Source organism: Algoriphagus aquimarinus (assembly GCF_900112005.1).
In the GTDB taxonomy this organism is placed as follows: domain Bacteria; phylum Bacteroidota; class Bacteroidia; order Cytophagales; family Cyclobacteriaceae; genus Algoriphagus; species Algoriphagus aquimarinus.
Window position 1 is genome coordinate 145,959 of sequence record NZ_FOKK01000004.1, and the last position, 24,920, is coordinate 170,878.

18 protein-coding genes are annotated in these 24,920 nt (G+C 41.1%); 6 read left to right on the forward strand and 12 right to left on the reverse strand.

Annotation, left to right across the window (positions count from 1 at the left end; all coding sequences use genetic code 11):
* Positions 1–10: 10 nt before the first annotated feature.
* The 3 genes from BM291_RS06585 to BM291_RS06595 all read right to left on the reverse strand — a co-directional run bounded on the left by BM291_RS06585 (position 11) and on the right by BM291_RS06595 (position 3,426).
* Complete coding sequence (locus BM291_RS06585) at positions 11–1,156, reverse strand: N-acetylglucosamine-6-phosphate deacetylase (protein ID WP_092895551.1); 1,146 nt, start codon at positions 1,154–1,156, stop codon at positions 11–13.
* A gap of 100 nt (positions 1,157–1,256) precedes the next feature.
* Positions 1,257–2,585 (reverse strand): sugar MFS transporter, encoded by a 1,329-nt coding sequence (locus BM291_RS06590; protein ID WP_092895553.1) that lies wholly within the window; start codon positions 2,583–2,585, stop codon positions 1,257–1,259.
* Positions 2,586–2,685: 100 nt separating this feature from the next.
* Positions 2,686–3,426 carry a glucosamine-6-phosphate deaminase gene (locus BM291_RS06595; protein ID WP_092895948.1) on the reverse strand — a complete coding sequence of 247 codons (741 nt, stop codon included), beginning with the start codon at positions 3,424–3,426 and terminating at the stop codon, positions 2,686–2,688.
* 288 nt (positions 3,427–3,714) lie between these two features.
* Here BM291_RS06595 and BM291_RS06600 point away from each other — a divergent pair, with 288 nt between their 5' ends.
* Complete coding sequence (locus BM291_RS06600; protein WP_092895555.1) at positions 3,715–5,760, forward strand: glutamine--tRNA ligase/YqeY domain fusion protein; 2,046 nt, start codon at positions 3,715–3,717, stop codon at positions 5,758–5,760.
* Positions 5,761–6,737: 977 nt separating this feature from the next.
* On the opposite strand, the gene BM291_RS06605 is transcribed toward BM291_RS06600, so the two are convergent.
* The 3 genes from BM291_RS06605 to BM291_RS06615 all read right to left on the reverse strand — a co-directional run bounded on the left by BM291_RS06605 (position 6,738) and on the right by BM291_RS06615 (position 12,096).
* A complete protein-coding gene (locus BM291_RS06605; protein WP_092895557.1) occupies positions 6,738–9,581 on the reverse strand; it encodes a M16 family metallopeptidase in 2,844 nt (947 codons plus the stop codon).
* Positions 9,582–9,689: 108 nt separating this feature from the next.
* Positions 9,690–9,950 carry a hypothetical protein gene (locus BM291_RS06610; protein WP_092895559.1) on the reverse strand — a complete coding sequence of 87 codons (261 nt, stop codon included), beginning with the start codon at positions 9,948–9,950 and terminating at the stop codon, positions 9,690–9,692.
* A 121-nt stretch (positions 9,951–10,071) separates the two neighbouring features.
* On the reverse strand, positions 10,072–12,096 hold the full coding sequence (locus BM291_RS06615) for a M13 family metallopeptidase (RefSeq protein ID WP_092895561.1): 2,025 nt from the start codon (positions 12,094–12,096) through the stop codon (positions 10,072–10,074).
* A 161-nt stretch (positions 12,097–12,257) separates the two neighbouring features.
* On the opposite strand from BM291_RS06615, the gene BM291_RS06620 reads away from it, so the two are divergent.
* A complete protein-coding gene (locus tag BM291_RS06620) occupies positions 12,258–13,169 on the forward strand; it encodes an oxidoreductase (protein WP_175499658.1) in 912 nt (303 codons plus the stop codon).
* A gap of 365 nt (positions 13,170–13,534) precedes the next feature.
* Here BM291_RS06620 and BM291_RS06625 read toward each other — a convergent pair whose 3' ends face one another.
* From BM291_RS06625 to BM291_RS06640, 4 genes are all read right to left on the reverse strand, one after another.
* Positions 13,535–14,782 carry a ChbG/HpnK family deacetylase gene (locus BM291_RS06625; RefSeq protein WP_092895563.1) on the reverse strand — a complete coding sequence of 416 codons (1,248 nt, stop codon included), beginning with the start codon at positions 14,780–14,782 and terminating at the stop codon, positions 13,535–13,537.
* On the reverse strand, positions 14,782–15,936 hold the full coding sequence (locus BM291_RS06630) for a hypothetical protein (RefSeq protein ID WP_092895565.1): 1,155 nt from the start codon (positions 15,934–15,936) through the stop codon (positions 14,782–14,784). Before BM291_RS06630 ends, BM291_RS06625 begins: the two co-directional genes overlap by 1 nt.
* 207 nt (positions 15,937–16,143) lie before the next feature.
* The gene (locus BM291_RS06635; RefSeq protein ID WP_092895567.1) at positions 16,144–17,676 is read right to left on the reverse strand and encodes an alpha/beta hydrolase family protein; all 1,533 of its coding nucleotides are present in this window, start codon (positions 17,674–17,676) and stop codon (positions 16,144–16,146) included.
* 172 nt (positions 17,677–17,848) lie between these two features.
* Complete coding sequence (locus tag BM291_RS06640; protein WP_092895569.1) at positions 17,849–18,325, reverse strand: hypothetical protein; 477 nt, start codon at positions 18,323–18,325, stop codon at positions 17,849–17,851.
* A gap of 107 nt (positions 18,326–18,432) precedes the next feature.
* Between BM291_RS06640 and BM291_RS06645 the strand changes: the two genes are divergently transcribed.
* The 3 genes from BM291_RS06645 to BM291_RS06655 all read left to right on the forward strand — a co-directional run bounded on the left by BM291_RS06645 (position 18,433) and on the right by BM291_RS06655 (position 20,865).
* Positions 18,433–19,539 carry an XdhC family protein gene (locus BM291_RS06645; protein ID WP_092895571.1) on the forward strand — a complete coding sequence of 369 codons (1,107 nt, stop codon included), beginning with the start codon at positions 18,433–18,435 and terminating at the stop codon, positions 19,537–19,539.
* 94 nt (positions 19,540–19,633) lie between these two features.
* Positions 19,634–20,215, forward strand: a complete 582-nt coding sequence (locus BM291_RS06650; RefSeq protein ID WP_175499659.1) for a nucleotidyltransferase family protein — start codon at positions 19,634–19,636, stop codon at positions 20,213–20,215.
* Between the two features lie 113 nt (positions 20,216–20,328).
* Positions 20,329–20,865, forward strand: coding sequence for a hypothetical protein (locus BM291_RS06655; protein WP_092895575.1), 537 nt, complete (start codon positions 20,329–20,331; stop codon positions 20,863–20,865).
* Between the two features lie 124 nt (positions 20,866–20,989).
* Here BM291_RS06655 and BM291_RS06660 read toward each other — a convergent pair whose 3' ends face one another.
* Entirely contained in the window at positions 20,990–22,132 is a 1,143-nt protein-coding gene (locus BM291_RS06660) for a cysteine desulfurase family protein (RefSeq protein ID WP_092895577.1), read from the reverse strand.
* A 189-nt stretch (positions 22,133–22,321) separates the two neighbouring features.
* Between BM291_RS06660 and BM291_RS06665 the strand changes: the two genes are divergently transcribed.
* Positions 22,322–22,666: a hypothetical protein gene (locus tag BM291_RS06665; RefSeq protein ID WP_092895579.1), complete on the forward strand. Its 345-nt coding sequence runs from the start codon at positions 22,322–22,324 to the stop codon at positions 22,664–22,666.
* 87 nt (positions 22,667–22,753) lie between these two features.
* On the opposite strand, the gene BM291_RS06670 is transcribed toward BM291_RS06665, so the two are convergent.
* Complete coding sequence (locus tag BM291_RS06670) at positions 22,754–24,919, reverse strand: xanthine dehydrogenase family protein molybdopterin-binding subunit (RefSeq protein WP_092895581.1); 2,166 nt, start codon at positions 24,917–24,919, stop codon at positions 22,754–22,756.
* Position 24,920 lies beyond the last annotated feature (1 nt).

Genomic DNA, 24,920 nt, shown 5'->3' on the forward strand with positions numbered 1-24,920 from the left:
TTGGGCTTAATCAGGAGGAAAATACTTCTCGCCCATGTTTGATTGTTTTGAGAACTTCGAGCTTACCCTCTTCATGCTTTCTACACAAGATCAAATCGGCAATAGCTCCTTCTTTGAATAGGATATGACCAGGGTTGACTAGTTTTTCGGGACGGACAGAAGCCATTTCCCAAGCTTCTGCTAGGGATGCAAGCTTATTTTTGATCAGGAAAGAAACACCGCTACGGATATTGGAAGCCGAACCGGCGAGGATGGAAGGATTGGATTTGAGGTGCAGTTTGCCTTCTGCAGTCAACGTGACTTCTCCACCGATATGCAGTTTATAATCCCCTGCAGGCATTCCTGACAGTGAAACGGAGTCACTAACTAGTAAGAGATTTTCTTTTTTCACTTTATGAAAAACCTGAATGACTTCCGCCGGAAGGTGAAATCCATCAGCTATAATGGATGCACTCAGATCATCCTGAGACAATTGTGACCAGAGGTAATTGGGATGGCGGGCTATGTTTGTGTGCATTCCATTTCCAAGATGGGTTGATAGCCTAGAACCTGCGTTGACAGCATCCAAGATTTGCTGGTGTGTCGCATTGGTATGACCGATAGAAACGAGAATCCCATGATCCACACACCTTTCGATAAAGGAAACGGCATTTTCCCATTCTGCTGAAAGAGTGATCATTTTAATCAACCCTTTGGCTTCAAGCTGCCATTTTTGAACCATGCTCCAGTCCGGTGCAATGATAAATTCCTTGGGATGCGCACCTCTTGGACCATCCATCGGAGAAATAAAGGGTCCTTCAATATGTAAGCCTTCTATACTCATTCTGGACAATTCATCGGATTTCCGAAGGGAAACTATCTGAAGTATCAGCCGACTGATCTGATCAGGATCGTTGGTAATGATTGTGGGAAAATGTGTGGTTACTCCCTCCTGATATAAAAGTCTGGAAATGCCAGCAAGATTCATAGGATCTGATTGAATCTCATTGTAATCGATTCCTCCATACCCATTGACTTGAATATCAGTAAAGCCTGGTCCTAGTATCAGGTTTTCATCTAAAGGTGTCTGAGTTTCTGAGATACTGTCAATGATTCCTTCGGAAAAAGAAATATCGATAGCTGAGCCATCTCGGTATGAGTTGCCTTGAATGTTCATTTGATAATAATTGTTTTAGCAGCCAACTCGATGTTAATTAGTTGAAATCTCTCTTGGAGAATAATTTGGAGGAGGTGATTAGCTTGATTCATGCATGAATTTATTTTGCGAAAGCCCATTTTCTGACCTTATGTCCATATACCGCATAATAAACCAAGTAGAGGTAACAAGGGAAAAGAACCCAATAGGCGAAGCGTACATCGTACAAATCAGCTAGATATCCATAGATCAAAGGCATAATTGCATTGCCACAAAGTCCCATGATCATGATGGACGCTCCGAGTTTGGTGAAGCGACCAAGACCATCCAGCGCCAATGGCCAGATTCCTGCCCAAACCAGCGAATTCGCCAAGCCAAGCAGCACTACAAACCAGATGGAAACATCTGTAGTAATACCAAAAAGCGTAACATCGCCCGAAGTGAATAAGATCAAGAGTGTGAAAGTCGTACCTAAAAGCGTGCATATTCTAAGGATATTAACCTGAGTAATCACTTTTGGAATCAGAGAAATTCCGATCAGGTATCCGATAATAGTGAACGCAAGGGTAAAAGATGGAAAGACTTTGGCTTCCATTAATCCGATTCCATAAGAGTTGGCATAGCCAATCACTGTGTCGATTGCAATCACCTGAGTGCCTACATGAAGGAAAATAGCCAGAGCGCCTAAAATCAAATGAGGGAATTGTAAGATGGAGGTTTTGCTGGAATTGGCTTCGGCAAGCTCTGCACTCTCATGCTCTGTATCGATCTCAGGAAGTGGTGAAAAACGCACCAGAATCCCCAACCCTACCAACACTGTTCCCACAACAGCATATGGAATAATTACGCGTTGGATCAACTCATCCAAAACGGCATTTTTTTCGAGTTCGCCCATGGTTTCCAACTGTTGGAAAAGCTCGGTATCCCCTACTCTGAGAACCACCGCGGCAAAGATGATGGGAGCCAGAATTCCAGCCCCTTTATTGAATATCCCCATGATACTGATCCTCTGAACAGCTTTATCTTTGGGTCCCAAAATTGTTACGTATGGATTTGCGGCAGTTTGAAGCACAGCTAGACCTGTACCTAATGTGAAAAGCCCCAGCAAAAACACTTCGTAGGTTCTTCCCATAGCCGCCGGAATAAAGATGTAGGCGCCTACAGCCATGATGAAAAAGCCAAACATCATCCCCTTTTTAAACCCAACTGCTTTGAGTAGGTAGGAAGATGGAATGGACATCACCAAATAAGAAATGTAAAATGCGAAAGCAACGAGGTATGAATCAAAATTGCTGAGTGTGAAAGCTATTTTGAAGTAGGGAATCAGGATGGCATTGATCCAGGATACGAAGCCAAAGACAAAAAAAAGGACTCCGATGATTGCTATGGAGATCCAAGTATCTTTTTGACTTAATGATTCCGCTTTTACTGCCATTTTTTTTGAAGGCATAGCATTTTGGGCTGTTTATAAAGAATGGTGAACTCAAAATGTTCAATTGAGTATCTCTATAAATACAAAATATTTCCTCAGTAATACAAGGCTTTTCCGATCAATGAACGGAAAGTAGTGACGAGGAACCTTCATCTAAAAACAAATGGTATGCTGGATGACTTTGGAGGATGGAAGCTGGATGATTTGCGTTGATTGCACCCTCTATGCAATTTTTAATTGCCAATGCTTTTCGACTATCGGGAACGGAGCAAATAATGGCTTTTGATTTCATAATCTGTCGAATAGACATGCTGATAGCCTGTTGCGGAACAGCCTCTAAATTGGGAAACCAGCCTTCTCCAAATTGCTGCATCCTACAAGCATGATCTAGATCCACCACTATATAGGGTTGTTCAATTTCAAAATCTGCAGGAGGATCATTGAATGCTAGGTGTCCATTTTCACCAATTCCCACAAAAGCCACATCGATGGGATGTTTGCTTATCAATTCACCTAGGCGTGCACATTCTTCAGCTGGATCGACTTCCCCATTGATTAAAAAGTAACTTTTCAATTGAGGTAAATGTGTAAAGAAACGTTCCAGTAAATATTTTCTAAAGCTTGCTGGATGAGTAATCGGTAAGCCTAGATATTCATCCAAATGGAATACAGTCACTTTGGACCAGTCGATGTCTTTTTCAGCAAGAAGCTGCTGTAAGGTTTCAAATTGGCTGGTGCCAGTTGCTAAGATTATATTGGCAAAGCCTTGTTTTTGGATCGCCTCCCGGATTAAGGTAGCTCCTGCGTTGGAGGCTTGTTCTCCTAATTCCACGGTATTATGGCAAATCGTTAAGTTCATAGAATTAGGGTTTTTAGCTAAGGTTTTGTTTAGCACTCAAATTATGTAAATAAGTTTAAAAATAGGTACGCAGTCATGTTCGCCAATTCTTATTTTCTCTAATCGGAACCTCAGTTTTCAACTTGCTGTGCTTTGAGGCGTTCGTCACTGCGAGGGAAAGCCTATGACCAAAGGGAATCGATTTTCTAATCTTCCAATTTTCCAATCTTGCAATCCCTACCCAACCAATTTCCCTTTTCAGTTGCAAATACATCCATTTGCCTTAATTTTGATTTTCAATTTTGATCTATGACTGAAGAATCCGCATCACTTAATTTTATTGAACAAATCATTGCAGACGATTTGGCCGCAGGGTTTGACCCGAATAAACTTCGGTTCAGATTTCCACCAGAGCCAAATGGTTATTTACATATTGGCCATGCCGCTTCTATTTGCCTGAATTTTGGCTTAGGCGAGCAGCATAACGCTCCTGTCAATCTTCGATTTGATGATACCAATCCTAGCAAGGAAGAGCAGGAATACGTGGATGCCATCAAGCATGATATACAATGGCTGGGCTTTCAATGGGCTACGGAATGTTATTCTTCTGACTATTTCCAGCAGCTATATGACTGGGCCGTTCAACTGATCAAAGAAGACAAAGCTTATGTAGATAATCAATCTGCGGAGGCTATGGCTACACAAAAAGGTACTCCTTCAACTCCTGGAGTTGCTGGCCCGAACCGTGATCGCTCAGTAGAAGAAAATCTAGAATTGTTTGAGCGGATGAAAGCTGGAGAATTTGAGCAGGGAAGCTATGTGCTTCGTGCCAAGATCGATATGGCTTCGCCAAATATGTTGATGCGTGATCCTATTTTATATAGAATAGTGAAAAAGGCTCACCACCGAACCGGAAACGACTGGTGTATCTACCCTATGTATGACTGGACTCATGGAGAGTCTGATTACCTAGAGCAGATTTCCCACTCGCTGTGTACGTTGGAGTTCAAAATGCACCGGGAATTATACGATTGGTTCCTAGATCAAATCTATGATCCAGCTAAACTTAGACCTAAGCAGCGGGAGTTTGCACGTAGAAATCTCTCGTACACCGTAATGAGTAAGCGAAAGCTTCTTGAACTGGTGCAGAATAATACCGTAACAGGTTGGGATGATCCACGAATGCCTACGATTTCAGGCTTGAGAAGAAGAGGCTATACGCCAGATTCTATCCGTAAATTCTCGGATCTCTCCGGGATCTCCAAGCGTGATTCAGTGACGGACGTTTCCCTATTGGAATATTGTATCCGTGAGGATTTGAATAAAACAGCTACCCGTGTAATGGCGGTGCTGGATCCAGTGAAATTGGTGATTACCAACTACCCTACTGGTAAATCTGAAATACTTTCTGCTGAGAATAATCCTGAGGATCCGAATTCGGGGACTCATGATTTGCCATTTTCTGGAGAACTATATATTGAAAGAGAAGACTTCAAAGAGGAGGCTGGAAACAAGTTTTTCAGATTGACTTTAGGAAATGAGGTTCGATTGAAAAGTGCCTATATCATCAAAGGAGAATCTGTGGTGAAGGATGCTCATGGAAATATTACGGAGATTCACTGTACTGCTGACTTGGACTCAAGGTCTGGTAGTGGAACAGAAGCCAGCACGAGAAAAGTAAAAGGAACACTTCATTGGGTTTCCATTCAGCATGCGATCAAAGCGGAAGTTCGGGAGTATGACAGACTTTTCTTGGACGAAGCGCCAGACAGTCATGAGGACAAAAACTTCATGGAATTTGTGAATCCTGATTCACTTAAAGTCATCAAGGAAGCCTTTTTGGAGCCTTACCTTAAAAAGGCTACGATGGATGATAAATTCCAGTTTCAGCGTTTGGGTTACTTCACTTTGGATACCGATTCCTCCGCTGATAAGCTTGTCTTTAATAAGACGGTAGGTTTGCGTGATTCTTGGGCCAAGCAGCAACCTGCTCCTGCTGCACAAAACTCTCAGCCGGCTAAGCAGTCAAATCAAGGCGGTGGACAACCACAGGGACAGCGTTCGGCACTAAATGAAATTCAGAAGATCGCTAAGAAATACACCAACCTATCCGGTGATAAATTGGCAGCCGCAAGAGCAGAAATCGCAAAATTAGCTGAAGAGGTAAGCTATGAGGAAATAGCGCCTTTATTTAATACTGCCGCTAAGAAAGTAGGGACTCGAATTGGTGTGATGATCGCTTTAGGAGTATTGCTGAACAATGGTCAGGAGAGAAATTCTGATATTGATTCCTTTATTGAAGCTGGATTGACGGATGAAAATGAGGAGTTGGCTGGAGAAGCTAAGAAAATTTAAAACTTGAAGTTTAAAATTTGAAATTATTGAACCACGATTTCTGGTTCAGCCTTTGGCACAATTTCTTATTTGGTTTTTATAAATCGCTCGTTGGACTGTTCAACGGGCGATTTTTTTTGTTTTCAGAAAGAAGGTAGTCAAGAACAGGTAAAGGAATTTTTCTCCTTTCTGAGATGAATTAGTATTTGCGCTATTCAAATTTTTACTGCTCGTGCCGTTGGCACTCTGGGGTGTTTATTTTTAAGCAACCCTGAATTTCGCTTCGCTGTATTCAGGGTTAGTATTGGTTGTGCCTTTGGCACATTTATCCTATAAAATTCTAGAGTTCCTTGCCAAGAGCAAGGCCTGTAATGACCCATAGTAGAATTCTGGGTTGTTCAATGGGCGATTTTTTTTTGATTTCAAAGGCCTCGTTAGTACAAACAGCGGATAAGAATTTGATCGTCTTTAAACTGTTCGTGCTGTTGGCACTCAGATACATTCATATTTAGGTAACCCTGAATTTCGCTTCGCTGTATTCAGGGTTAGTATTGGTTGTGCCTTTGGCACAATTATCCTATAGAATTCTAGAGTTTCTTGCCAAGAGCAAGGCCTGTAATGACCCATAGTAGAATTCTGGGTTGTTCAATGGGCGTTTTTTTTTTTGATTTCTAAGGCCTCGTTAGTATAAACAGCGGATACGAATTTGATCGTCTTTAAATTGTTCGTGCTGTTGGCACTCAGGTACATTTATATCTAGGTAACCCTGAATTTCGCTTCGATTTATTCAGGGTTAATACATGGAACTGATCACTTTTGAGTGCCAACGGCACGATCAGTATTTTATCTACTGCCAATAACTATCTAGGGATTCTCAACTTTACTTCAAAAAAAATAGCACAAAAAAATCGCTCGTCGGGTTGATCAACGAGCGATTTCTAGTACTAAATAAAGTAAACATATGGCTATCTGAACGAGATGAAACCAACAAGCAATGCCTACCGATCTACCTCCATTGAGATTTTCTCTTGATTGACAAGAATTGGTTTTCCAAATCCGAGTTTTTCGAGTCCTTTCATCTGGGTTTTAGCGTCACCTACTACTAACCAAATCATCGTATTTGGATCCAAATAAGCACCTGCTAATTCTTGAATACGCTCTACGGTCATCTCATTCACAATTTTCTCTCTACCCTTGACATAATCAGCCTCCCAGCCATATTCACTGATGTTTTCTAGCATTTTGAGCTTGGCGCTAGCTGTTTCGAAAGCCCGTGCATTGCTTTTGATCATAAAGCTCTGAGTAGTTTTCAGATCTTCCGCAGTGTAGGTTGAGGCGTAGTCAATTAGAATATCCTTAACCAGCTGAGCAGATTCATAGGTGACATTACTTCGAACGCCACTGCTGATGCTAAATGGGCCTGCTACTTTTCCACCAGAAAAAGATGATCTAATTCCATAAGTATATCCCTTGCCTTCACGTAGCTCCTGAGTAAGTCGAGAAGCAAAGCCTCCTCCTCCCAGTATGTAATTCATCACTTCTGCTGAATAAAAGTCAGGATCGGTAGAAGCGAGTGCAGGATATCCAAATTGCAGCATAGACTGCTTAGAATCTGGGATATCGTAAAAGTAAACCTGAGCTGTTTCTGGTCTTGACGGAGCGTCGAAAGCAGGAATATTCACTTCCTTACTTTCCCAGGCAGTGGTCAGATTCTGCAAAGAGGCAAGAATATTTATTTTCCCTAAATCACCGACTACATGCATACGAGTAACTGATGGGGAAATGAATTTTTCATAATAAGTTCTCAGATCATCTATAGAAATAGCTTCCACAGCCTTAATATTTCCCAAGATGTTCTGAGATCGGATATTTCCTTCTCCGTAGATCAGCTTGTTGAACTCATTTTGTGCGACCATGTTAGGACTGGCTGCCAATTGACGAATTCGGCTAATAGTAGATTGCTTCGCTAATTCAAACTCAGCTGTGTCCCAGCGTGGTTCTAGGATGATTTCTTTTACCAGAGTCATTACTTCATCGTAATTTCTGCTCAAGGTATTTACAGAAATGGTAGTGCTCTCCGTAGTGGCATATACATTCACAGAAGCTCCCAGTTGCTCAATTGCATCTTCCAGTTCAGCAGTAGTTTTACTTTTTGTGCCTTTGGTCATGAGCTGCGCCAAAAGATTGGCAACACCTACTTTTTTGGGATCATCCAGAAGCTGGCCACCATCAATCACCAAGTTGAATTGAACGAGAGGCACTTCATGATTTTCAATCCCATAAACTTTCAACCCATTAGCAAGTGACTCCTCCCATACTGCTGGTATTTTTACTTCAGGAGCTTTTCCATATGGAGGTTCCACCGAACGGTCAAAGCTTGAAGGAGCTTTTTCATAACTGGCCTGTATTGAAGCATCAAAACTTTCTTCAGCGCCTTGAATGATTTTCTCTTCCACGACTTCCGCTTTTTCTGATCCTTCCAAAGCAGCAATCAGGTTTTCCTTAGGTACAAAACTCGTTGCTATGTAATTCTTGCCCTTGATGTATTGGTTATAGACACGCATTACATCCTCTGTGCTGACAGCCAAAACATTTTGTATATCCTCGTTGATAAAGCCGGGATTGTTGGCGAAGATGTTATACTGAGTTAGCTGCACTCCTTTTCCTAACACACTGGAAAGTGCATTGTAAAAATTGGTCTCTTGACCTGCCTTAATACGAGCCAGGTCTTTTTCGGAAATTCCTTCTTTCTCAAATTTAGCAAATGCCTCTTCGAGTGCTACAGCTACCTCATCAAGGTCTTTATCTGCAAAAGCACGGATGGATAATTGCGCTTGACCTGCCAATTCAGAGGTTCTGTTATACATTCTCACATTTGAAGTGAGCTTTTTGTTATCAACCAAGACAACGTTTAACGGAGCTTGCTTTCCGCTGGAAAGATATTCGCTAAGCACATCCAGTGCATAGGAATCAGGGTGATACTGCTCCACTGTAGGCCAGGTCATTGTCAGTTCGGGAAGCCTCGCGAAATTATCTTCGAAATATAGCTTCTTACTTGTTTCAATTTTACCAGGTCTAGGAGTGACGGATTCTATAGGTTCTCCTTTAGGTATTTCATCAAAATACTTTTTCACCCATTCCTTAGCTTGTTTTGGATCGAAGTCACCAACAAGGGTGAGGGTAACATTATTTGGCACATACCAACGTCTGAAAAACTCCTTGACATCAGCAAGGGTGGCATTTTGAAGATCCTCCAGAGAACCTATTACTTGCCAATTGTAAGGATGGTCAGCAGGATAAAGGTTTTTATCAATCACATAAGAAGTATGTCCATAGGGCTGATTGTCGACACCTTGACGTTTTTCATTTTTCACTACCTGCTTTTCCTTGGCCAAAACAGGATCAGTTACCGTATTGATAAACCAACCTAGCTTGTCAGCTTCGGCCCAGATCATTTTCTCCAAAGCATCATTTGGTACAGTTTGCAGGTAATTCGTTCTATCACGACTAGTTGAACCATTGGCACCAGAACCACCGATTCGGGCTGTCATTTTATCCAAACCACCCTTACCGAGGTTTTCAGACTCAAGGAATAATAAGTGTTCGAAAAGATGTGCGAAGCCAGTTCTTCCCTCTTTTTCTCTTGCCGATCCTACATGTGCAGTTAGGGAAACTGCAACGACTGGATCAGAAGGATCAATATGGAAGATTACTTCGAGTCCATTGTCGAGAACAAACTTTTCATATTCTACATTAAACTCCTTTTTAGAAGTTTCGGGGTTTTGGGCGCAACCCACCGCAAACAGCGCCAGGATGACAAATGAGAAGATTTTATTAAACATTGGGGTTTATATTTTCAGTAATTTCAATTAGCAATAATGGTTGGGTAGTAGTTGAATTAACGCATAAAGTTGGGTCAATTTGACTAGAAATAAAGCCGTCACAGCTCTTTACACTCCTATGCTAACTCTAGACTCCGAATATAAATCATACACAGCAATAAGCGCTTCAGAGCCTTTGGCATTAGGGTAAAGTTCATAATTCCCTATCTCCTCGCGCGTTTCCACATAGACAGGATTGTACTTCTCGTCATATACATTCCAGACTATCAGTAAAAAATGATAGCTGATTTTACTCGCTCTACCTTCTTCTAACCAAGATTCAAAAAGATCTTCAGTAATAGAATTAGGGTAATCAGGTCCGTCAAACATGTGGAAGTTAAGATTGTTGGTTAATTCAAAGATATAGAATAGATGGAAGACAGAAGACAGAAGACCGAGGACTGGAGGAAATTGGAATCTTCCTTCTTTGGTCTTTTGTGTCCCAACAGTTTTACCAAATTTTAATTCTTTCCTCTTCAGACTTGTAATTGATGTCTCCAGGCTGAATGTTGAAAGCGGTATAAAAAGGATCAAAATTCATCAGCGGCCCATTCACTCTCCATACTGCAGGAGAATGTGAATTGGTGTTTACGTAGGTGCGTAGAAACTCATCACGGGTTTTCACTCTCCAGATTCGTGCGATTGACAAGCAGAATCGCTGGTCAGGCGTAAACCCATCAATTTTGGTCGTGTCCTGTCCTTGTTCTGTTAATTTAAATGCCTCATAGGCAATATATAAAGCTCCGTTATCAGCAGTGTTTTCTCCAATGGTCATTGCTCCTTTTACATGCACTGAATCCAACACAGTGAAACTGTCGTAACGGTCAATCAACTGCTGGGTTTTCCCTTTAAATTTCTCATAATCTTCATCCGTCCACCAGTTTTTTACATTACCATCCTTGTCGTATTGTGCACCTTGGTCGTCGAATGCATGGGTTAACTCATGACCGATTACCATTCCTATTCCACCGTAATTGATTGCGTCATCAGCATACAAATCAAAGTAAGGATACTGAAGTATTCCAGCTGGAAACACAATTTCATTCAAAGATGGATTGTAATAGGCCGTCACAGTAGAAGGCGTAGTCCCCCACTCTAGTTTGTTAGGTGCCTTGCCGAATTTATCTAATTCATAGCGGCTTTGATCTTGGCGCAGTGCCAATACATTTTCGAAATACTTATTTCGATTTATAGTAACATTGTATTCTCTCCATTCGTCAGGATAACCTATTTTCTTGGTGATAGCATACAGCTTTTCTTTCGCCTGAGTTTTGGTACTGTCACTCATCCAATCCAGCTTATTAATTCTGCTTTCGAAAGCCTTCTGAAGGTTGTTTACCAGATCTAATACCCTTTTTTTAGCATCCTCATTGAAGTATCGCTTTACATATAATTGTCCTAAAGCAAAGCCCAACTGCCGATCTACTTTCTGTGCCATCTGCTGCTGCCGAGTCAACTGTGTAGACTGACCAGAAATGACCTTCTCATAGGCAAAGGATGCATCTTCAAAGGGCTTGCTCAGCACATCGGCAAATGAGGATAGTGTATGTGCTTTCACGTAAGTCTTCCATTCAGAAATGGGAACGGATTTCAACAGTTTATTTAGCGTAGAATAATAGGCTGGTTGGCGTACATCTACTGAATCTGCTTTCAATCCCAATTGGCTAAGGGTCTTAGACCACGCGATATTTGGTTCTTTCTGATCCAGTTCGGAAACAGCCATTTTATGGTAATTTTCCTTTACTATTCTTCGTTCTATGCGTGTCTTGTGCGATTCGGCTAGCTTTTTTTCAATAGCATACACAGCTGCTGCATCTTTCTTGGCTGTCTCAGGCTCAGTGCCAGTCAGTTGGAATAGTGTAGCGAGGTAATCCAAGTAGGCTTTCTGAATTCCTATAGTGGAGGAATCAGTTTTGAAGTAATAATCCCGATCAGGCAAACCCAACCCAGTTTGGCTAAAGTGTGCAATGTTGATACTACTGTTTTCTGCATCTGGAGAGATTCCCAACCCTAGAATTGATTGGTTATTTGACTTGATTTCTTCAGTGACAAAACTCATTAGGGAATGCACGTCAGTAATCTCCTCGATCTTAGCCAAAATTGGTTTGATAGGTTCAAATCCACGCTCGTTGATCGCCTCTGTGTCCATTCCAGAAGCATAGAAATCACCCACTTTTTGGTCTATACTCCCTGAAGCATGCTCACCAGCGGATACTTCCTCTAATATGTCTTGCAAAAGCATTTTTTGAGGAATGTTCAAAAATGAATAAGAACCCACGCCTGATTGATCATCTGCGATCCTGGCGGTATCATACCAAATGCCATTTACGTACATAAAGAAATTGTCGCCGGGCTTGATGGAAGTGTCTATTTGTGATACTTCTACAAAATTCCGTTCAGCTTTTAACTTATCCGGGTCATTTTGTTGGCTACAGGAGATCAAAAGAGCAAGTGAAGCGTAAAGAAGGTTTTTCATAGTCAGTGGATATTTTGCAAAAAGGTAATTGAAATTCTAATGTTCTCAAATACCATTTATATAAGCGCAATTCATCATTAATTGGCTACTGACTAATTTTTAAGTATGATTTCTGTAAATTGCTTTCATCTATTTTTACAATTCTAACGTTGATGATTTTTATGATAAATTTTTCAATTGAAACTGCTCCTTCTCAAAAAGGAAAAATTGCGATTGTGACTGGAGCAAACTCTGGTTTAGGATACGAAACTGCTCTAGCTCTCGCAAGAAAAGAAGCAACTGTTATTCTTGCTTCCAGAGATCTAAATAAGGCTAAGGATGCATTGAATAAGATCCTTATTGAAGTCCCTAAGGCAGATCTGGAAATAATCTTGATAGATCTAAATAGTTTACAATCAGTGGAAGAGTTTGCAGCTGAGTTTTCGAAGAAATATGATCGTTTGGATCTGTTGATTGAAAATGCCGGCATTATGATGCCACCCCTTACCACCACCAAAGATGGATTTGAAAGTCAATTTGGAGTGAATTATTTGGCACATTTTCATCTTACAAATCTACTTTTCCCACTTCTAAAGATTACTCCGAATGCTAGGGTCGTCACGCTGAGCAGTCTGGCTCATAAAACCGGGAAGATTTCTTTCGATAATTTAAATGCGGAAAAAGGCTACGATAAGTGGTCGGTGTATGCGCAGAGTAAATTGGCCTGTATGATGTTTGCGTACGAGCTTCAAAGACGTCTGGATTCTGCAGGCATCAATGCTATGGCACTTTCTGCTCATCCTGGCTTTTCAGCCACAAATCTGGGCGCCTTCTTACCATCCATTGCTAGCAGCTTGTTTTCTCCATTGGCTTCACTCATAGGACAGGATTCTAAGCATGGCGCACTTCCTACATTGAGAGCTGCGCTGGATCCTGCAGCAAAAGGCGGAGAATATTATGGTCCTTCCGGATTCAGAGAAGTGAAAGGTGCTCCAGTAAAAGTAAGGTCAAGCAGCAAATCTCATGACTTGGGTGTAGCTACTAAACTTTGGTCAGTTTCTGAAGAATTGACGGGTAAGAAGTTTGAGGTTTAACGTATATGGCTGTTGAGTACAATCAAAACATCTATTTTTAGAGAGTCCCTAAATAAGAAATCTCAATTTTCTAATCTCTCCTACTTCTTCAAACTCTTTAAATACGCAATACTCTTAGGAACCTGCTGGTAGTAGATAGGGCTTTCATCTTCATTGTAGAAATGCTTCACTCCAGCGTTTTTCGCAGCTCTTTCATGTTCATGAGTTTGAAGCGATCTCCGTATATAGTTAGCAAAGTAGCAGGATTAACCACAGGGAAGAATGTGATCAAAGCTCACGCACGCAGGGTTCGTTTCCTGAATGATCAGCTCGAAAAGTGTTCAATCACCATGTGGTAATGTCACAAACGGATCAGCATAACAAAATTATTCTGCAGAGAATGATTGACTTTCGTCAGACTTCATAAATGGTCTGAAATAAGCTGGAGAAAGATCTAGTGCAGGATGAGTTGTCCATGGTCGTTTTTCATTGAGAGAAAGATACTCTGCAGCCCGCCCATCGAAGTATTTGATTTCTATCCCTGGATAGGATGATCGAAGTGGATCATAGAATTTGACATAGTCACGCTGATTACGCAAATCAGACTTGATCAGATGAATCACTATTTCCCTGCTGGTGTCAGTACTTACTAGAAAATCACTTATCCACTTGATGAGTTTGCCTTGCTTCTTTCTTTTGGCGCTTTCGTAGCAAGTAACTCCAAAGGGTGGAATTGGACCATAATGCTCTACTACGGTATGTTCAGGACTTTCGAAGTCTGTAGCGCCATAGCTAGTTTCCCAGGAATTCATGGTGTTTATTGATGGCAAATTCACATTGGTAAGTGCTAAGGTATCGTACCAAAATCGTTTGGAGGAAGGTAAAAACCTATGGTTTCTCAAAGGAATTCCCCTTTCCCTAGACCAGGTGTGCATGAAGCTGAAAAGTGGATTGTTAAATGTAAGCACATCATGATGGGAAGTGAGATGATCAGGTTCCTTGCCAAATACACGTATGAATTTTTCGTACTGAGCCAAAAACTCCCCTTTTATCTGGTTGACATAATCTGCCTTTTCAAAATTTTTGTTGAATTTCCTAAAATCCAGAAACTTGCCGTCGTTGTCAACTAAAAGTCGAACTGCAGTATAGTTGGAAACAGGTTGCCCAGAAGTAATCGTAAAGTGTAGACCAATGTGTGTCGTTTCAAATAGACTTTTAGAGCAGCCATTTCTGCTATGATTCTTAAGTGTTTCCCCAAATCGCTTTAAATACTCATCGTTAGGGTCATTTGGACGATTTACCAGTACAGCGAGAGAATTAATCCATCCTTCTTTCAGGGCTATTTGCGCACCGACATCTATCTGGTCTACAATTCCTATATCATCAGCCGTGACAATGATTTTCTTGTCGAGAAGTGGGATCTCTGAACTGGCATAAACGGCCTTACTCCATACAAAACAGTGATTTGTCAATACATACCAAATATCAGAATCTAGGTATGGCTCCCCTACTATAGCATGCGATATCTCTACTTCCGTATTTGGCTTAAGCACTTTTGAAACCTTGGCATTGACGGAGGGCCAATTCTGTCGGAGATTCACATGAAGATTTACTATTCCCTTGAAAGTTTCCATCAGCCTACTACGTTTGTGTTGGTGCTTTCTGTAGATGCGGATGCTGATGCCGTATTTACGGGAATTTGAACTGAGTTACGGACTTTCATAAGCTTGTTCAACAGATCAAACCAAAATGGAGCTCCAAGGGAAATGGCAAAAGCAGTTATGAGCCAACCTAGAAAAGTCCAGAACGTGTAATCTTCCGCCTTACTGGCTCCCAAGACATCATTGTAACTACTCAGTGTAATATTCAATGAGTCTAAATACTTTCGCTGCGCATCAAAAGAACTCGTAGTTCCACCTTCTGGATTTTCAGCTAAATGAGTCTTGGCACTTTCCACAAGCAGTGTTCTCATATCCTCATTTTTACTGAGATCTGTGGTAAGTCTAATGGTATCGACATTAAATGTGCAAGCAATCGCTAGACCTATGATAAAGGTCAAAAATGTCAGTTTACGCTTATACCATCCAGCGACCCTATCCATTTGATCTTCATACCAGTTTTCCATCAAGGCCCGGAATTTAGCCTTGTCATTTGCGGCATTTTTCCAGAGCAATTTTAATTGGTATTTCGTTTCCTCCCCAAGAGAAAATCCTTCGATTTCCCATGGATGATCTTTGTTATTTCGCTCGAAATGCTCCTTTTTCAGAAACGCAAGCTCTTCCTTCAACGATTCCATAGTCAGCTTATCTGGTTCAGCAGATTGCTCTAGCGCTTTCAAATCCTCTTCTGTGCTTTTGATTCGCGAAACCAATTCACTAGAGTCGTACTCTTGAATCATACCAAGAGTAGCAGAGATGTTATCTACTTCGTCCAGGTAACTCCCTTGTTTTAGCAGGTCAAATAAAGTTCCTGCAAAGCGCTCCTTGGCGATATAAGATGGCTTAGAGTTAATTCCTTTGTGCCCAAGATATTTGATAGAAGGATGTTTGTAAAATGCCTTGGTTAGCGGGTTGTCAGTTTTGACCCAGAAGAGGTTCAAAACTGTATGATTGATTCGATTTGACTGCTGATCATCCGCAAGTAATCGGTCAATTCCTGTGATTAGATTTTTGGCTCTTGAGCTAAAAGCTGAGGTGATTGTCTCTATAATAGTCATCGCAAAGAGACTGTAGAGGAGAAAAATAAACACCAAACTGATAAAAACATCCAGTACTACAAGTCCTGTCATGGCTAATAATTAGAGTTGAAAAATTGTACAAAAAGGAATTTACTAAAAATCATTAAATGTCTGATATACTATTCATTATGATTTGTGATTCTTTCTAGCTACCAACTAACTTCCGCAATTCTATCAACAGTCTTAAATCAAAAAAGTCCTACACTTGATTTAGCCAAGTGCAGGACTTTTGTTCTGTTTCTCGTACTTCAGAAATTTTTACTTCTCAACTTCCAAAACGCGATTAGCCCAGGGAATAAAATGCTGCATATTCGGGCCATCAGTATGACCTCCATCATGTTGCCTCCAAGCTAAATCTCCATTCAGCAAATCGGTATTATAAGGGGGAATTTCCTCTTTTATATAGTCATTTGACACACCAAGATCAGTTGCACCTAGAAGTTTGTAAGTTACTCCAGCAGCGATCACAGCCATGTAACTCCCCTTTTGATCCAGCCATCTAGAATCGCCTTTTTCAGGGATACCATAACTCACAAAAACAGGTCTTGGCGCACATAGCGCAAGCATATCATGAGAATCAACTGTCAGATCACATCCATCCATTCTACCGAAGTCTGATTCTTCTGCACCGTATTTCATGTAGTTTCCCGCCATCCAGTAATTTTCTCCGCCAGTAAGGCTTTCTACGGCTTCGCCAAAAACTCTTCTATGAAGAGTAGTTCCGCCCTTTCCTGAAGAACCAATCAGTGCTGTTGCAAAGCGAGGTTCAAAGGCCATGGTAACCAAAGCGGCTTTTCCATACCGGGAAACTCCTTCGATTCCTACTTTTTTTGCATCAACCAAGGGGTCTGTTTCTAGGTAATCCAAACCTCTGGCAGCACCCCAAGCCCAAGCTCGAAGTGCACCCCAATCTTCCGGTGAACGCGGCTGCCCTTTGTTTACCAACCCAATGATTCCTCGAGTGATTCCAGCATGATTGTCAGCCTGAATACTTGCCGGCTCAATAGTCGCATATCCCCAGCCAGCCGCCAGTAGCTGCTCAGTTGAGGGAGATTCTCCAGTTGGAGCTGGAGCAAAAAAACTAGTGCCGGGCAATCTTGTTACAGGGTTATAAGCTGGATATTTATCAAAAAGCGTTTGTAGAGAAGGGTCGTTTTTGATCATCATTTCTTTGAAGGAGGAATTTAAAATCTCCATATCCTCATTATTTGGCTGTGCTGGAGCAGGAAAAGACGGACGACCAAACATCATCAAAACCGGAACGGGTCCCTTTGCATTTGCAGGCACTACGAGCATCATATTGATATCCACATTGATTAGCGGATAGGCACTATTGTCCACATGTCCGATGAGTTGCTTCGCAATCACTGGGGTTCTGGCGACAAATTCCCGATCAGTGATTTTTACTTCCCAAGTGACATTCGGGATGTTTTCAGGAAGCTTCCCATAGACTTCTGTTTCCAATGCATTCAGCAATTCTGGTCTGCGGGTTTTCCACCACATATCTTCAGTAGAGACTTTTTGTCCATTATTGGTAGTAAGAATATCAGGAAGTTCAGGGCATGGATTGGCCTTGGACTCATCGTAATTCGCTGCATTTGGAGCAGATTCGTTGCCACTTGGGCCAGGTCTAAGCACTTTTATGCCGAGCTGCTGCTGCATATTTGCATGATCCTGCTCATTGGTAAATGTGACTGGAGCGGGATATTTACTGAGATCAACTTTGGAAGTTTGCGCACTGGCTAAGCTTCCAATTCCCAGAAATAGGGAAAATAGGATTGTCTTTTTCATACTAGGTTTTAGGTTGGGTTTATTGATTTTAAACTTTAGTCAAGTCTATACCTAATTGAATAACAATTAGATGGATATATATCAAGCTTAAAATCAATCCAGATACAAAGTATCTTTTGCTTTGGTTGCAAGCAAACCGACCAACACTTTTCCAGAAGTATAAAGGTGGAAATTAACCCGTCAAATCATCGATTCTCCCCTCATAGTCAAACTGCAAATCTTCGTGCAAGCCAGAAATAAGTTTAACCGCCTTTCCCAATTGCATTTGGTAGATATTATCCAATACCTGATTTCTGTGCCTGAGAAAGCCATATTCCTTCAGCTTTTCGCAGAAAAATAAAAGCACTTCGATCTGATCTGTTTTTACCTTACTCAGTTTGAGCAGCTTGTTCATTTTGCGACGTAGCTTCTGTGCAGACTTTTTAGCATAGTAGGAATGATCACCTCTAGCAGTTTGAAAATCCAGCTCCAGCTCTTCCTGCACCATTTCTAAATACAGTGTAGGATTGTCTTTCTCGTTTAGCTTAAAAAATAAATAAGACTTGTTGTCTCTGCTGAATTTGCTCAGATCTGTGACCAGATCGATCAATTCCTTCTCATTGAGATAGCTGAGTTCTTTCTTGAGTTGAGCGAGACTTGGGATTTTCATACTGCAAGTTAAAGCATGCCTCATATTTTTGCTAGAATCCTTACCATCGAAATGAATCTTCTTGAAAATGTTGGAGAAGTTCTACTAATTAGGTCTTCTCTATTTCTATGAAAGAAATCCAAACCATCATCCAAGCGTATGAAACCTTCCAAACAGAAGGTAAAAAAGTGGCTTTAGCCACAGTAGTGCAGGTAGATGGATCCGCTTATCGAAGACCTGGCGCCAGAATGTTAGTTTCTGAAGACGGTCAATTGACTGGAGCGATTTCTGGCGGATGCTTGGAAGGTGATGCGCTGCGCAAAGCTCAAACGGTGATCTTCCAGCAGAAATCCATGCTTGTCACCTACGATACTACAGACGAGGATGATCAGAAATTCGGTGTTGGATTAGGATGTAATGGAATTATACATGTTCTCATAGAACCTATTGATTATCAAAACACTATCAATCCAATAGAGTTGCTGAAATTAGCAATTCAAGACCGTATTTCCTGTAGTTTGATCACTGTGTTTTCTGTTAAATATTCCAAGCAAGAGCAAATAGGAACCAAAGTTCTTTTGAAAGAAGCTCAAGACTTTGGAGATACGGCAAGTCTGAATAATTCACTGTGGACTCAGATTAATGATGTTGTAAAAGCAAGTGATCCTAACCAACACATCTTCCTTAGATTTGAGGAGCATGATAATATTCAGGTTTTTATAGAGTCTATCAAGCCAACAATAAGAATACTTCTTTTTGGAGCTGGAAATGACACCATACCTTTAGCTAAAATTGCTGAGATTTTGGGATTGGAAGTCATAGTCATAGACGGCAGAAAGAATCTAGCTACCGCCCAGCGTTTCCCAACTGCTAATCAACTAGTGACTGGGGCAGGTGATGAAGTGGTGAAGGAATTGAATACTGACACTCATACAGTCGCTTTGTTGATGACGCACAACTTTGACTATGAGGCTTTGGTGTTGGAAGATTTGCTTCCGCTGGAACTGCCGTACGTTGGGATTTTGGGACCAAAGAAAAAGTCTGAAAAACTAATTGATCGACTGGAGAAGAAAGGACTGGCTGTCAATCAAGCTGCTATCTACTCCCCAATGGGTTTGGATATAGGCGCCGAGGGTTCGGAAGAGATTGCTTTGTCCATTTTGGCAGAGGTGAAAGCGGTTTTAGCAAAAAAACAAGGTACCTTTCTGCGAAATAAGACAGGCCCCATACACTAAGAATGAATGAAATCGAGCATGACTAGAATCTCACCCAGAGAAATTGGTCAATCATGCGAGATTCCATATGGCCATTAAAAATTATTATAATCATATGAAAACCGGAATCATCATACTTGCAGCAGGAGAATCAACCAGACTTGGCTATCCAAAACAAATAGCGAAATACAAAGAAAATACCCTGCTTCAACTGGCAATTAATGCCGCAAATGATTCCAATGCAGACAAAAGAGTACTTGTCTTGGGAGCCAATCGTGATGAGATCAAGAAGACTTTTCCGGGAGCTAGTATCCCGAATATTCCCAATCCTTACTTCGAAACAGGCATGTCTTCCAGCATCAAAGTTGGATTGGAGTACATGCTGAAATTCGACAAGCCGGATCAGGTGATTATCATGCTTTGTGATCAGCCTTTTGTGGATGCAAAGATTCTAAATAAGCTTATTGCCACTCAAGAGAAGGAATCAAAAGGCATCGTTGCATGTAAGTATGCTAAAGTTGTTGGAGTTCCTATACTTTTCGGATCTGCTTATTTCAAAGAATTGATGGCACTTACAGGTGACGAAGGAGCCAAAAGCATTTTACTTGCTCATGAGGATGATCTAGTCACTATAGCCTTCCCAAAAGGTAAAGTGGATATTGATACTGAAGAGGATTTGAGGGATTTGAATTTGTAATGTAGTATCCCGCCAAGGCGCAAGGGCGCAGCGAATTTTATGGAGAATCTCCTGTGAAGGCTTTAATGCGCTGTTTTATTTGAATTAGAAAGTAATTCGCTAATAATAGACAATTGGAAAGTAGTTCATTCACTAATAAGCTGGAAATCGAATCTAAAACTAGATCATACTTTGATTTCAAATATCCAATTTTATACTATTTACAATTTGTTTCATACCCTGTTTTCACTATTATTTGGCTTTTTGGAATTTTTTTAGGGTTACATTTAATTGTAGAAGAAAGCAATTTCCTTACAGTATTTTGGCTTACAGGATGGCTGTTAGCTGGATTGATTAACTATTACTTGATTTGGTATTATGCGGGAAAACAAATAATATGTGCAGATAGTGAAGGCATTAGAGTCACCAAAAAATTTATGCTTTATCGCCGTTCCAAAGTCGTTAAAACGAAAAGAATCTTAACGATAGATTTTATAGAGCTTAAACCTTACAATATTTTTACTGGGAGGGATATTGAAATTAAAGAAAGATTAGGCTGGCTAGTAATTAATGGCGATTCTAATTATAGAAGCAATTCTTATTTATATCCAATTGAAGATTTAGAAGAACTGATCAAACTTTACTTATCAGTTTGTAAAACAGCTAATTAGGTCTGTGTATAATATTACCAGGTTGGTTGTTTCTTTTTTGTTTTGACCAAATTATAAACTTCGCGCCTTTGCGCCATTGCGGGAGATATTCTAATATTAATCGCCGTTGCACCGCCGCTAGAGATTATTTCCCTCTCAACTCCAACACCACTTTCTCCACCCAGTCCACAGCATCCATCACTTCCTGCTCAGTGGTATTCTTACCCAAACTAAATCGTATCGAAGCTCTTCCTAGATCGGAATCCAAACCCATCGCTTGAAGCACATGTGAAGGTTTTGGAGAAATGCTGGTGCAGGCAGAACCTGAACTCACAGCCACTTTCTGGCATACATTGCGAAGTAAATCCACTCCTTCTACTCCGCCAAAAGCAATGTTTGTGATATGAGTAAGCCTATTCTGACTTCCATTCAGAAAAGTATCTGGAAAAGATAAAAGTTTGTTTTCCAGCAAATCACGCAGCTTTTCCACACGGTCTGATTCGGTTACCATTTCAGACCTTCTCAGTTCAGCAACTTTACCGAAACCTACGATTGCCGGAACATTCAGCGTACCACTTCGGAAACCTTTCTCATGTCCACCTCCGTGAATTTGGGCAAGTGGCTTGGGCAGTGAATGATTATGTCGGATGTACAGGACTCCAATGCCTTTTGGTCCATACAGCTTGTGTGCAGAAATAGCCATTAAATGAATCCCTTTTACAGAAATTGGAATCTTACCTGCTGCCTGTACCGCATCGGTGAAAAAGATAATGTCATTTTTTTCAGCTAATTCTGCAATCTCAGCTATAGGATAGATTACGCCCGTTTCATTATTTGCCCACATCAGGCAGATCATTTTGGTATGTGGAAGGATACTTGATTTCAATAAGTTTAAATCAATATCTCCTTTATTGTCAACTGGCAAATAAGTCACCTCTGCCCCATTTTCTTCTATGGCTTTGATGCTATCCAAAACGGCTTTATGCTCAGTTTGGCAAGTGATGTAATGTTGCTTTTCTCCTTTGTAAAGATCAAAAGTCCCTTTAATAGCTAGATTAATTGCTTCAGTAGCTCCAGATGTAAAAATGATTTCCTTGGCTTGAGCACCTATCAAGTTTGCAATTTGCTCTCTTGCTTCCTCTACTGCATTTTCAGATACCCAACCATACGCATGTGATTTGCTCGCTGCATTCCCGAAGTGCTCTCCAAACCATGGAATCATCGCTTCAATCACTTCTGGAGCGCAGGGCGTGGTAGCATTGTAATCAAGATAAATAGGGTAATTCATTATTGAAATTGTAAGACGATCCTATTTTATAATTGAACGCCATTAGAAAATTTGACAATTCCCCCTTTACAAAGGAGGCAAGGTGGATTTTTACTAAGTTAGTAAGAAGATATATGGCTGTAGATAATTTAAATTCAAAAATTGAAAAGTTTACAGTTGAAAAAGTACTTAAAATTATCAACTTCAACCATGCAAGAAACCTGGACATTAACACTCCCGTCAACTGAAAAGCCAACTTCCCAAGAACTCAAACAAGTTTTGACCGAAAATGAAAAGGACTTAGGGATATTCCTCTCCTACTACTTCAAGAAGGAAGGTGCGCTCGCCGAGAAAGTGAATCTGGGTTCTGAGATTAATTTCAAAGATGAAAGCTCAGGGGATTTTGAATTAGAATTTGATTTGGTTCACTACAATGCTTGTCTGGCTATTCATGACCAAAAGCGGGATCAGATGAAAATCACCTTTGAGATAGAAAATGACAAACTGAATCTCAAAGGCCCCTACTGGCCGGAGAGAGAGATGGATGAGATATAATAAAGTAGGGGCGAAAAATCTTTCGCCCCTATCCTTGCTGAATCATTGGTTTTGGGCGAATATTGATTCGCCCCTACAGCATTTTATTTACGCTCTTTTTATCCCCAAATTCAGATCCTGAAACTCTTTCTGATCAATAAAAGGCTGGCTTCTTAATCTTCTTTCTGTTGCGCTGAAAATTGCATTGGCAATAGCTCCGCCAGTTGGTGGAAGGCAAGGTTCACCCAAACCTGTCGGATCAAAACCGCTATCTACATAGTAGGTATCTACAGCTGGCACCTCTTTCATACGTATCAAGCGATACTTATCGAAGTTAGTTTGAGTAGGAAGTCCACCTTCGAAAGTCAGGTTTCCATACATAGCATGTCCCATCCCATCGACCACTCCGCCGCGAACTTGGTGATCTGCGCCTGTTGGATTTACAACCATTCCACAGTCAGTAATGACATGAATCTTCTTTAGAGATGGAGTTCCATTTTCCATCTCAATATCAGCTACTTGTGCTACGTATGTTCTATGAGAGAAATACACAGAAAATCCCTGCTTCACATTTGGATTTTTACCCCAATTGGATTTCTCAGCAGCCATTTTAGTTACTCCAATCATACGATCAGCATCATAGCCAAGTTCCCCTCCGATCGGATTTGCTTTCGCTTTTTCAAATAGCTCTAATCTAAAATCAACAGGATCTTTTTTGGCAGCAAAAGCAACTTCATCTAGAAAGGACTGTTCGGCATAAGCCAAGAAATTGGTAATTGGTGCACGCCAGGCATTGGTAGTAATCGAAGAATCGTAATTAACATTTTCGATCAATACATTGTCCACAGCTCCAGCAGGAAAATTGTTTTCTCTAGTGCTGTTTCCGGCATTCATGCCTACACCTCGAAGTTTGTAGCCAGTCATATTACCTTCCGCATCCAAAGCCGCTTCAAATCTATACCGCACAGCTGGTCTGTAAGCTCCACCTGTCAGATCATCTTCTCTACTCCAGGTTAATTTCACAGGAGCATTCATCATTTTGGAAACATGAACTGCTTCAGACACATAATCTGCTCGAAGTCTTCTACCAAAACCTCCTCCCAAGCGGGTGATTTCTACAGTGATATTCTCAGGAGCAATTCCTGATACCTCAGCAGCTGCTCTTCTCGCGCTTTCCGGAGTCTGAGTCGGGCCAACTAATTCAACTGAATCTGCCTTGACATGAGCAAAGAAATTCATTGGCTCCATAGGAGAATGCGACAGGAATGGGCATTGGTATTCGGCAGTTACAACCTGTGCAGCGTTTTTAAAAGCTGTATTTACATTGCCATCTTCCCTTTTTACTTCTGCTTTTCCGTTTGCGAGTAAATCCTTAAAAAGCTGATCGTGATCAGCAGAGCTCTCTACTTTTCCGTCAGCTTCGTATTCTACTTTCAGAAGCTTCTTGGCTTTCATCAATGGCCAGGTAGATGTTCCAACCACTGCCACGCTATTTTCAAAAGTTACCACATCTTTAACCCCAGCTACATTTCTAGCAGCGGTGTCGTCTATAGACTTGATTTTCATTCCAAAAGGCGCTCGCTGTATCATCGCATGAAGCATTCCTTCCCGGTAAAAGTCCAACCCAAATAGTGGCTTTCCGGTAAAAATTGATCCGTTTTCTACATTCTTAACAGGCGTACCGATGATCTTAAAATCCTTTTTATCCTTTAAAGTAATTTCCTCAGGAGCGGTCAGAAGTGCTGCATCATTGGCTACTTCTCCGTAACCTATTTTCTTCCCACTGGCTTTGTGGTAAATAATACTTTCCGAAGTGCTTAACTCATCGGCAGACACTTCCCACTTCTTTGCGGCAGCTGCAACCAAAAGATACTTTGCAGTAGCTCCAGCTTTGCGAAGCCTTTCCCAAGAGTGAGGCATGGCACCTGAGCCACCGGTTAATTGACGCTCAAATTTATCTGAGTCCAAGTTTGCTTGAAGCACGCGCACTTTACTCCAATCCGCATCCAGTTCTTCGGCTACGACCATTGGAAAGGACGTTTTGATATTTTGTCCCAATTCAGGATTAGGTGAATAAATCACAATATCCCCAGAAGGTGCGATGCTCAAAAAGGCATTGAAATTCTTGGCATTTGCCAGCACCTCTTCTGTGCTGATCACTTGCATTTTTGGTGAGTCGCAACTCATCCAATTGAAGCCAATGAATAAGCCTCCTGCTGTAGTTCCTGCTATTTTCAGGAAGTCTCTTCGGTTAGTTTTTGTCAGTGTAGCCATG

Coding starts and splice junctions, on each gene's coding strand:
- BM291_RS06585 (WP_092895551.1), bottom strand. CDS start 1,156: ATGAACATTCAAGGCAACTCATACCGAGATGGCTCAGCTATCGATATT.
- BM291_RS06590 (WP_092895553.1), bottom strand. CDS start 2,585: ATGCCTTCAAAAAAAATGGCAGTAAAAGCGGAATCATTAAGTCAAAAA.
- BM291_RS06595 (WP_092895948.1), bottom strand. CDS start 3,426: ATGAACTTAACGATTTGCCATAATACCGTGGAATTAGGAGAACAAGCC.
- BM291_RS06600 (WP_092895555.1), top strand. CDS start 3,715: ATGACTGAAGAATCCGCATCACTTAATTTTATTGAACAAATCATTGCA.
- BM291_RS06605 (WP_092895557.1), bottom strand. CDS start 9,581: ATGTTTAATAAAATCTTCTCATTTGTCATCCTGGCGCTGTTTGCGGTG.
- BM291_RS06610 (WP_092895559.1), bottom strand. CDS start 9,950: ATGTTTGACGGACCTGATTACCCTAATTCTATTACTGAAGATCTTTTT.
- BM291_RS06615 (WP_092895561.1), bottom strand. CDS start 12,096: ATGAAAAACCTTCTTTACGCTTCACTTGCTCTTTTGATCTCCTGTAGC.
- BM291_RS06620 (WP_175499658.1), top strand. CDS start 12,258: ATGATAAATTTTTCAATTGAAACTGCTCCTTCTCAAAAAGGAAAAATT.
- BM291_RS06625 (WP_092895563.1), bottom strand. CDS start 14,782: ATGGAAACTTTCAAGGGAATAGTAAATCTTCATGTGAATCTCCGACAG.
- BM291_RS06630 (WP_092895565.1), bottom strand. CDS start 15,936: ATGACAGGACTTGTAGTACTGGATGTTTTTATCAGTTTGGTGTTTATT.
- BM291_RS06635 (WP_092895567.1), bottom strand. CDS start 17,676: ATGAAAAAGACAATCCTATTTTCCCTATTTCTGGGAATTGGAAGCTTA.
- BM291_RS06640 (WP_092895569.1), bottom strand. CDS start 18,325: ATGAAAATCCCAAGTCTCGCTCAACTCAAGAAAGAACTCAGCTATCTC.
- BM291_RS06645 (WP_092895571.1), top strand. CDS start 18,433: ATGAAAGAAATCCAAACCATCATCCAAGCGTATGAAACCTTCCAAACA.
- BM291_RS06650 (WP_175499659.1), top strand. CDS start 19,634: ATGAAAACCGGAATCATCATACTTGCAGCAGGAGAATCAACCAGACTT.
- BM291_RS06660 (WP_092895577.1), bottom strand. CDS start 22,132: ATGAATTACCCTATTTATCTTGATTACAATGCTACCACGCCCTGCGCT.
- BM291_RS06665 (WP_092895579.1), top strand. CDS start 22,322: ATGCAAGAAACCTGGACATTAACACTCCCGTCAACTGAAAAGCCAACT.
- BM291_RS06670 (WP_092895581.1), bottom strand. CDS start 24,919: ATGGCTACACTGACAAAAACTAACCGAAGAGACTTCCTGAAAATAGCA.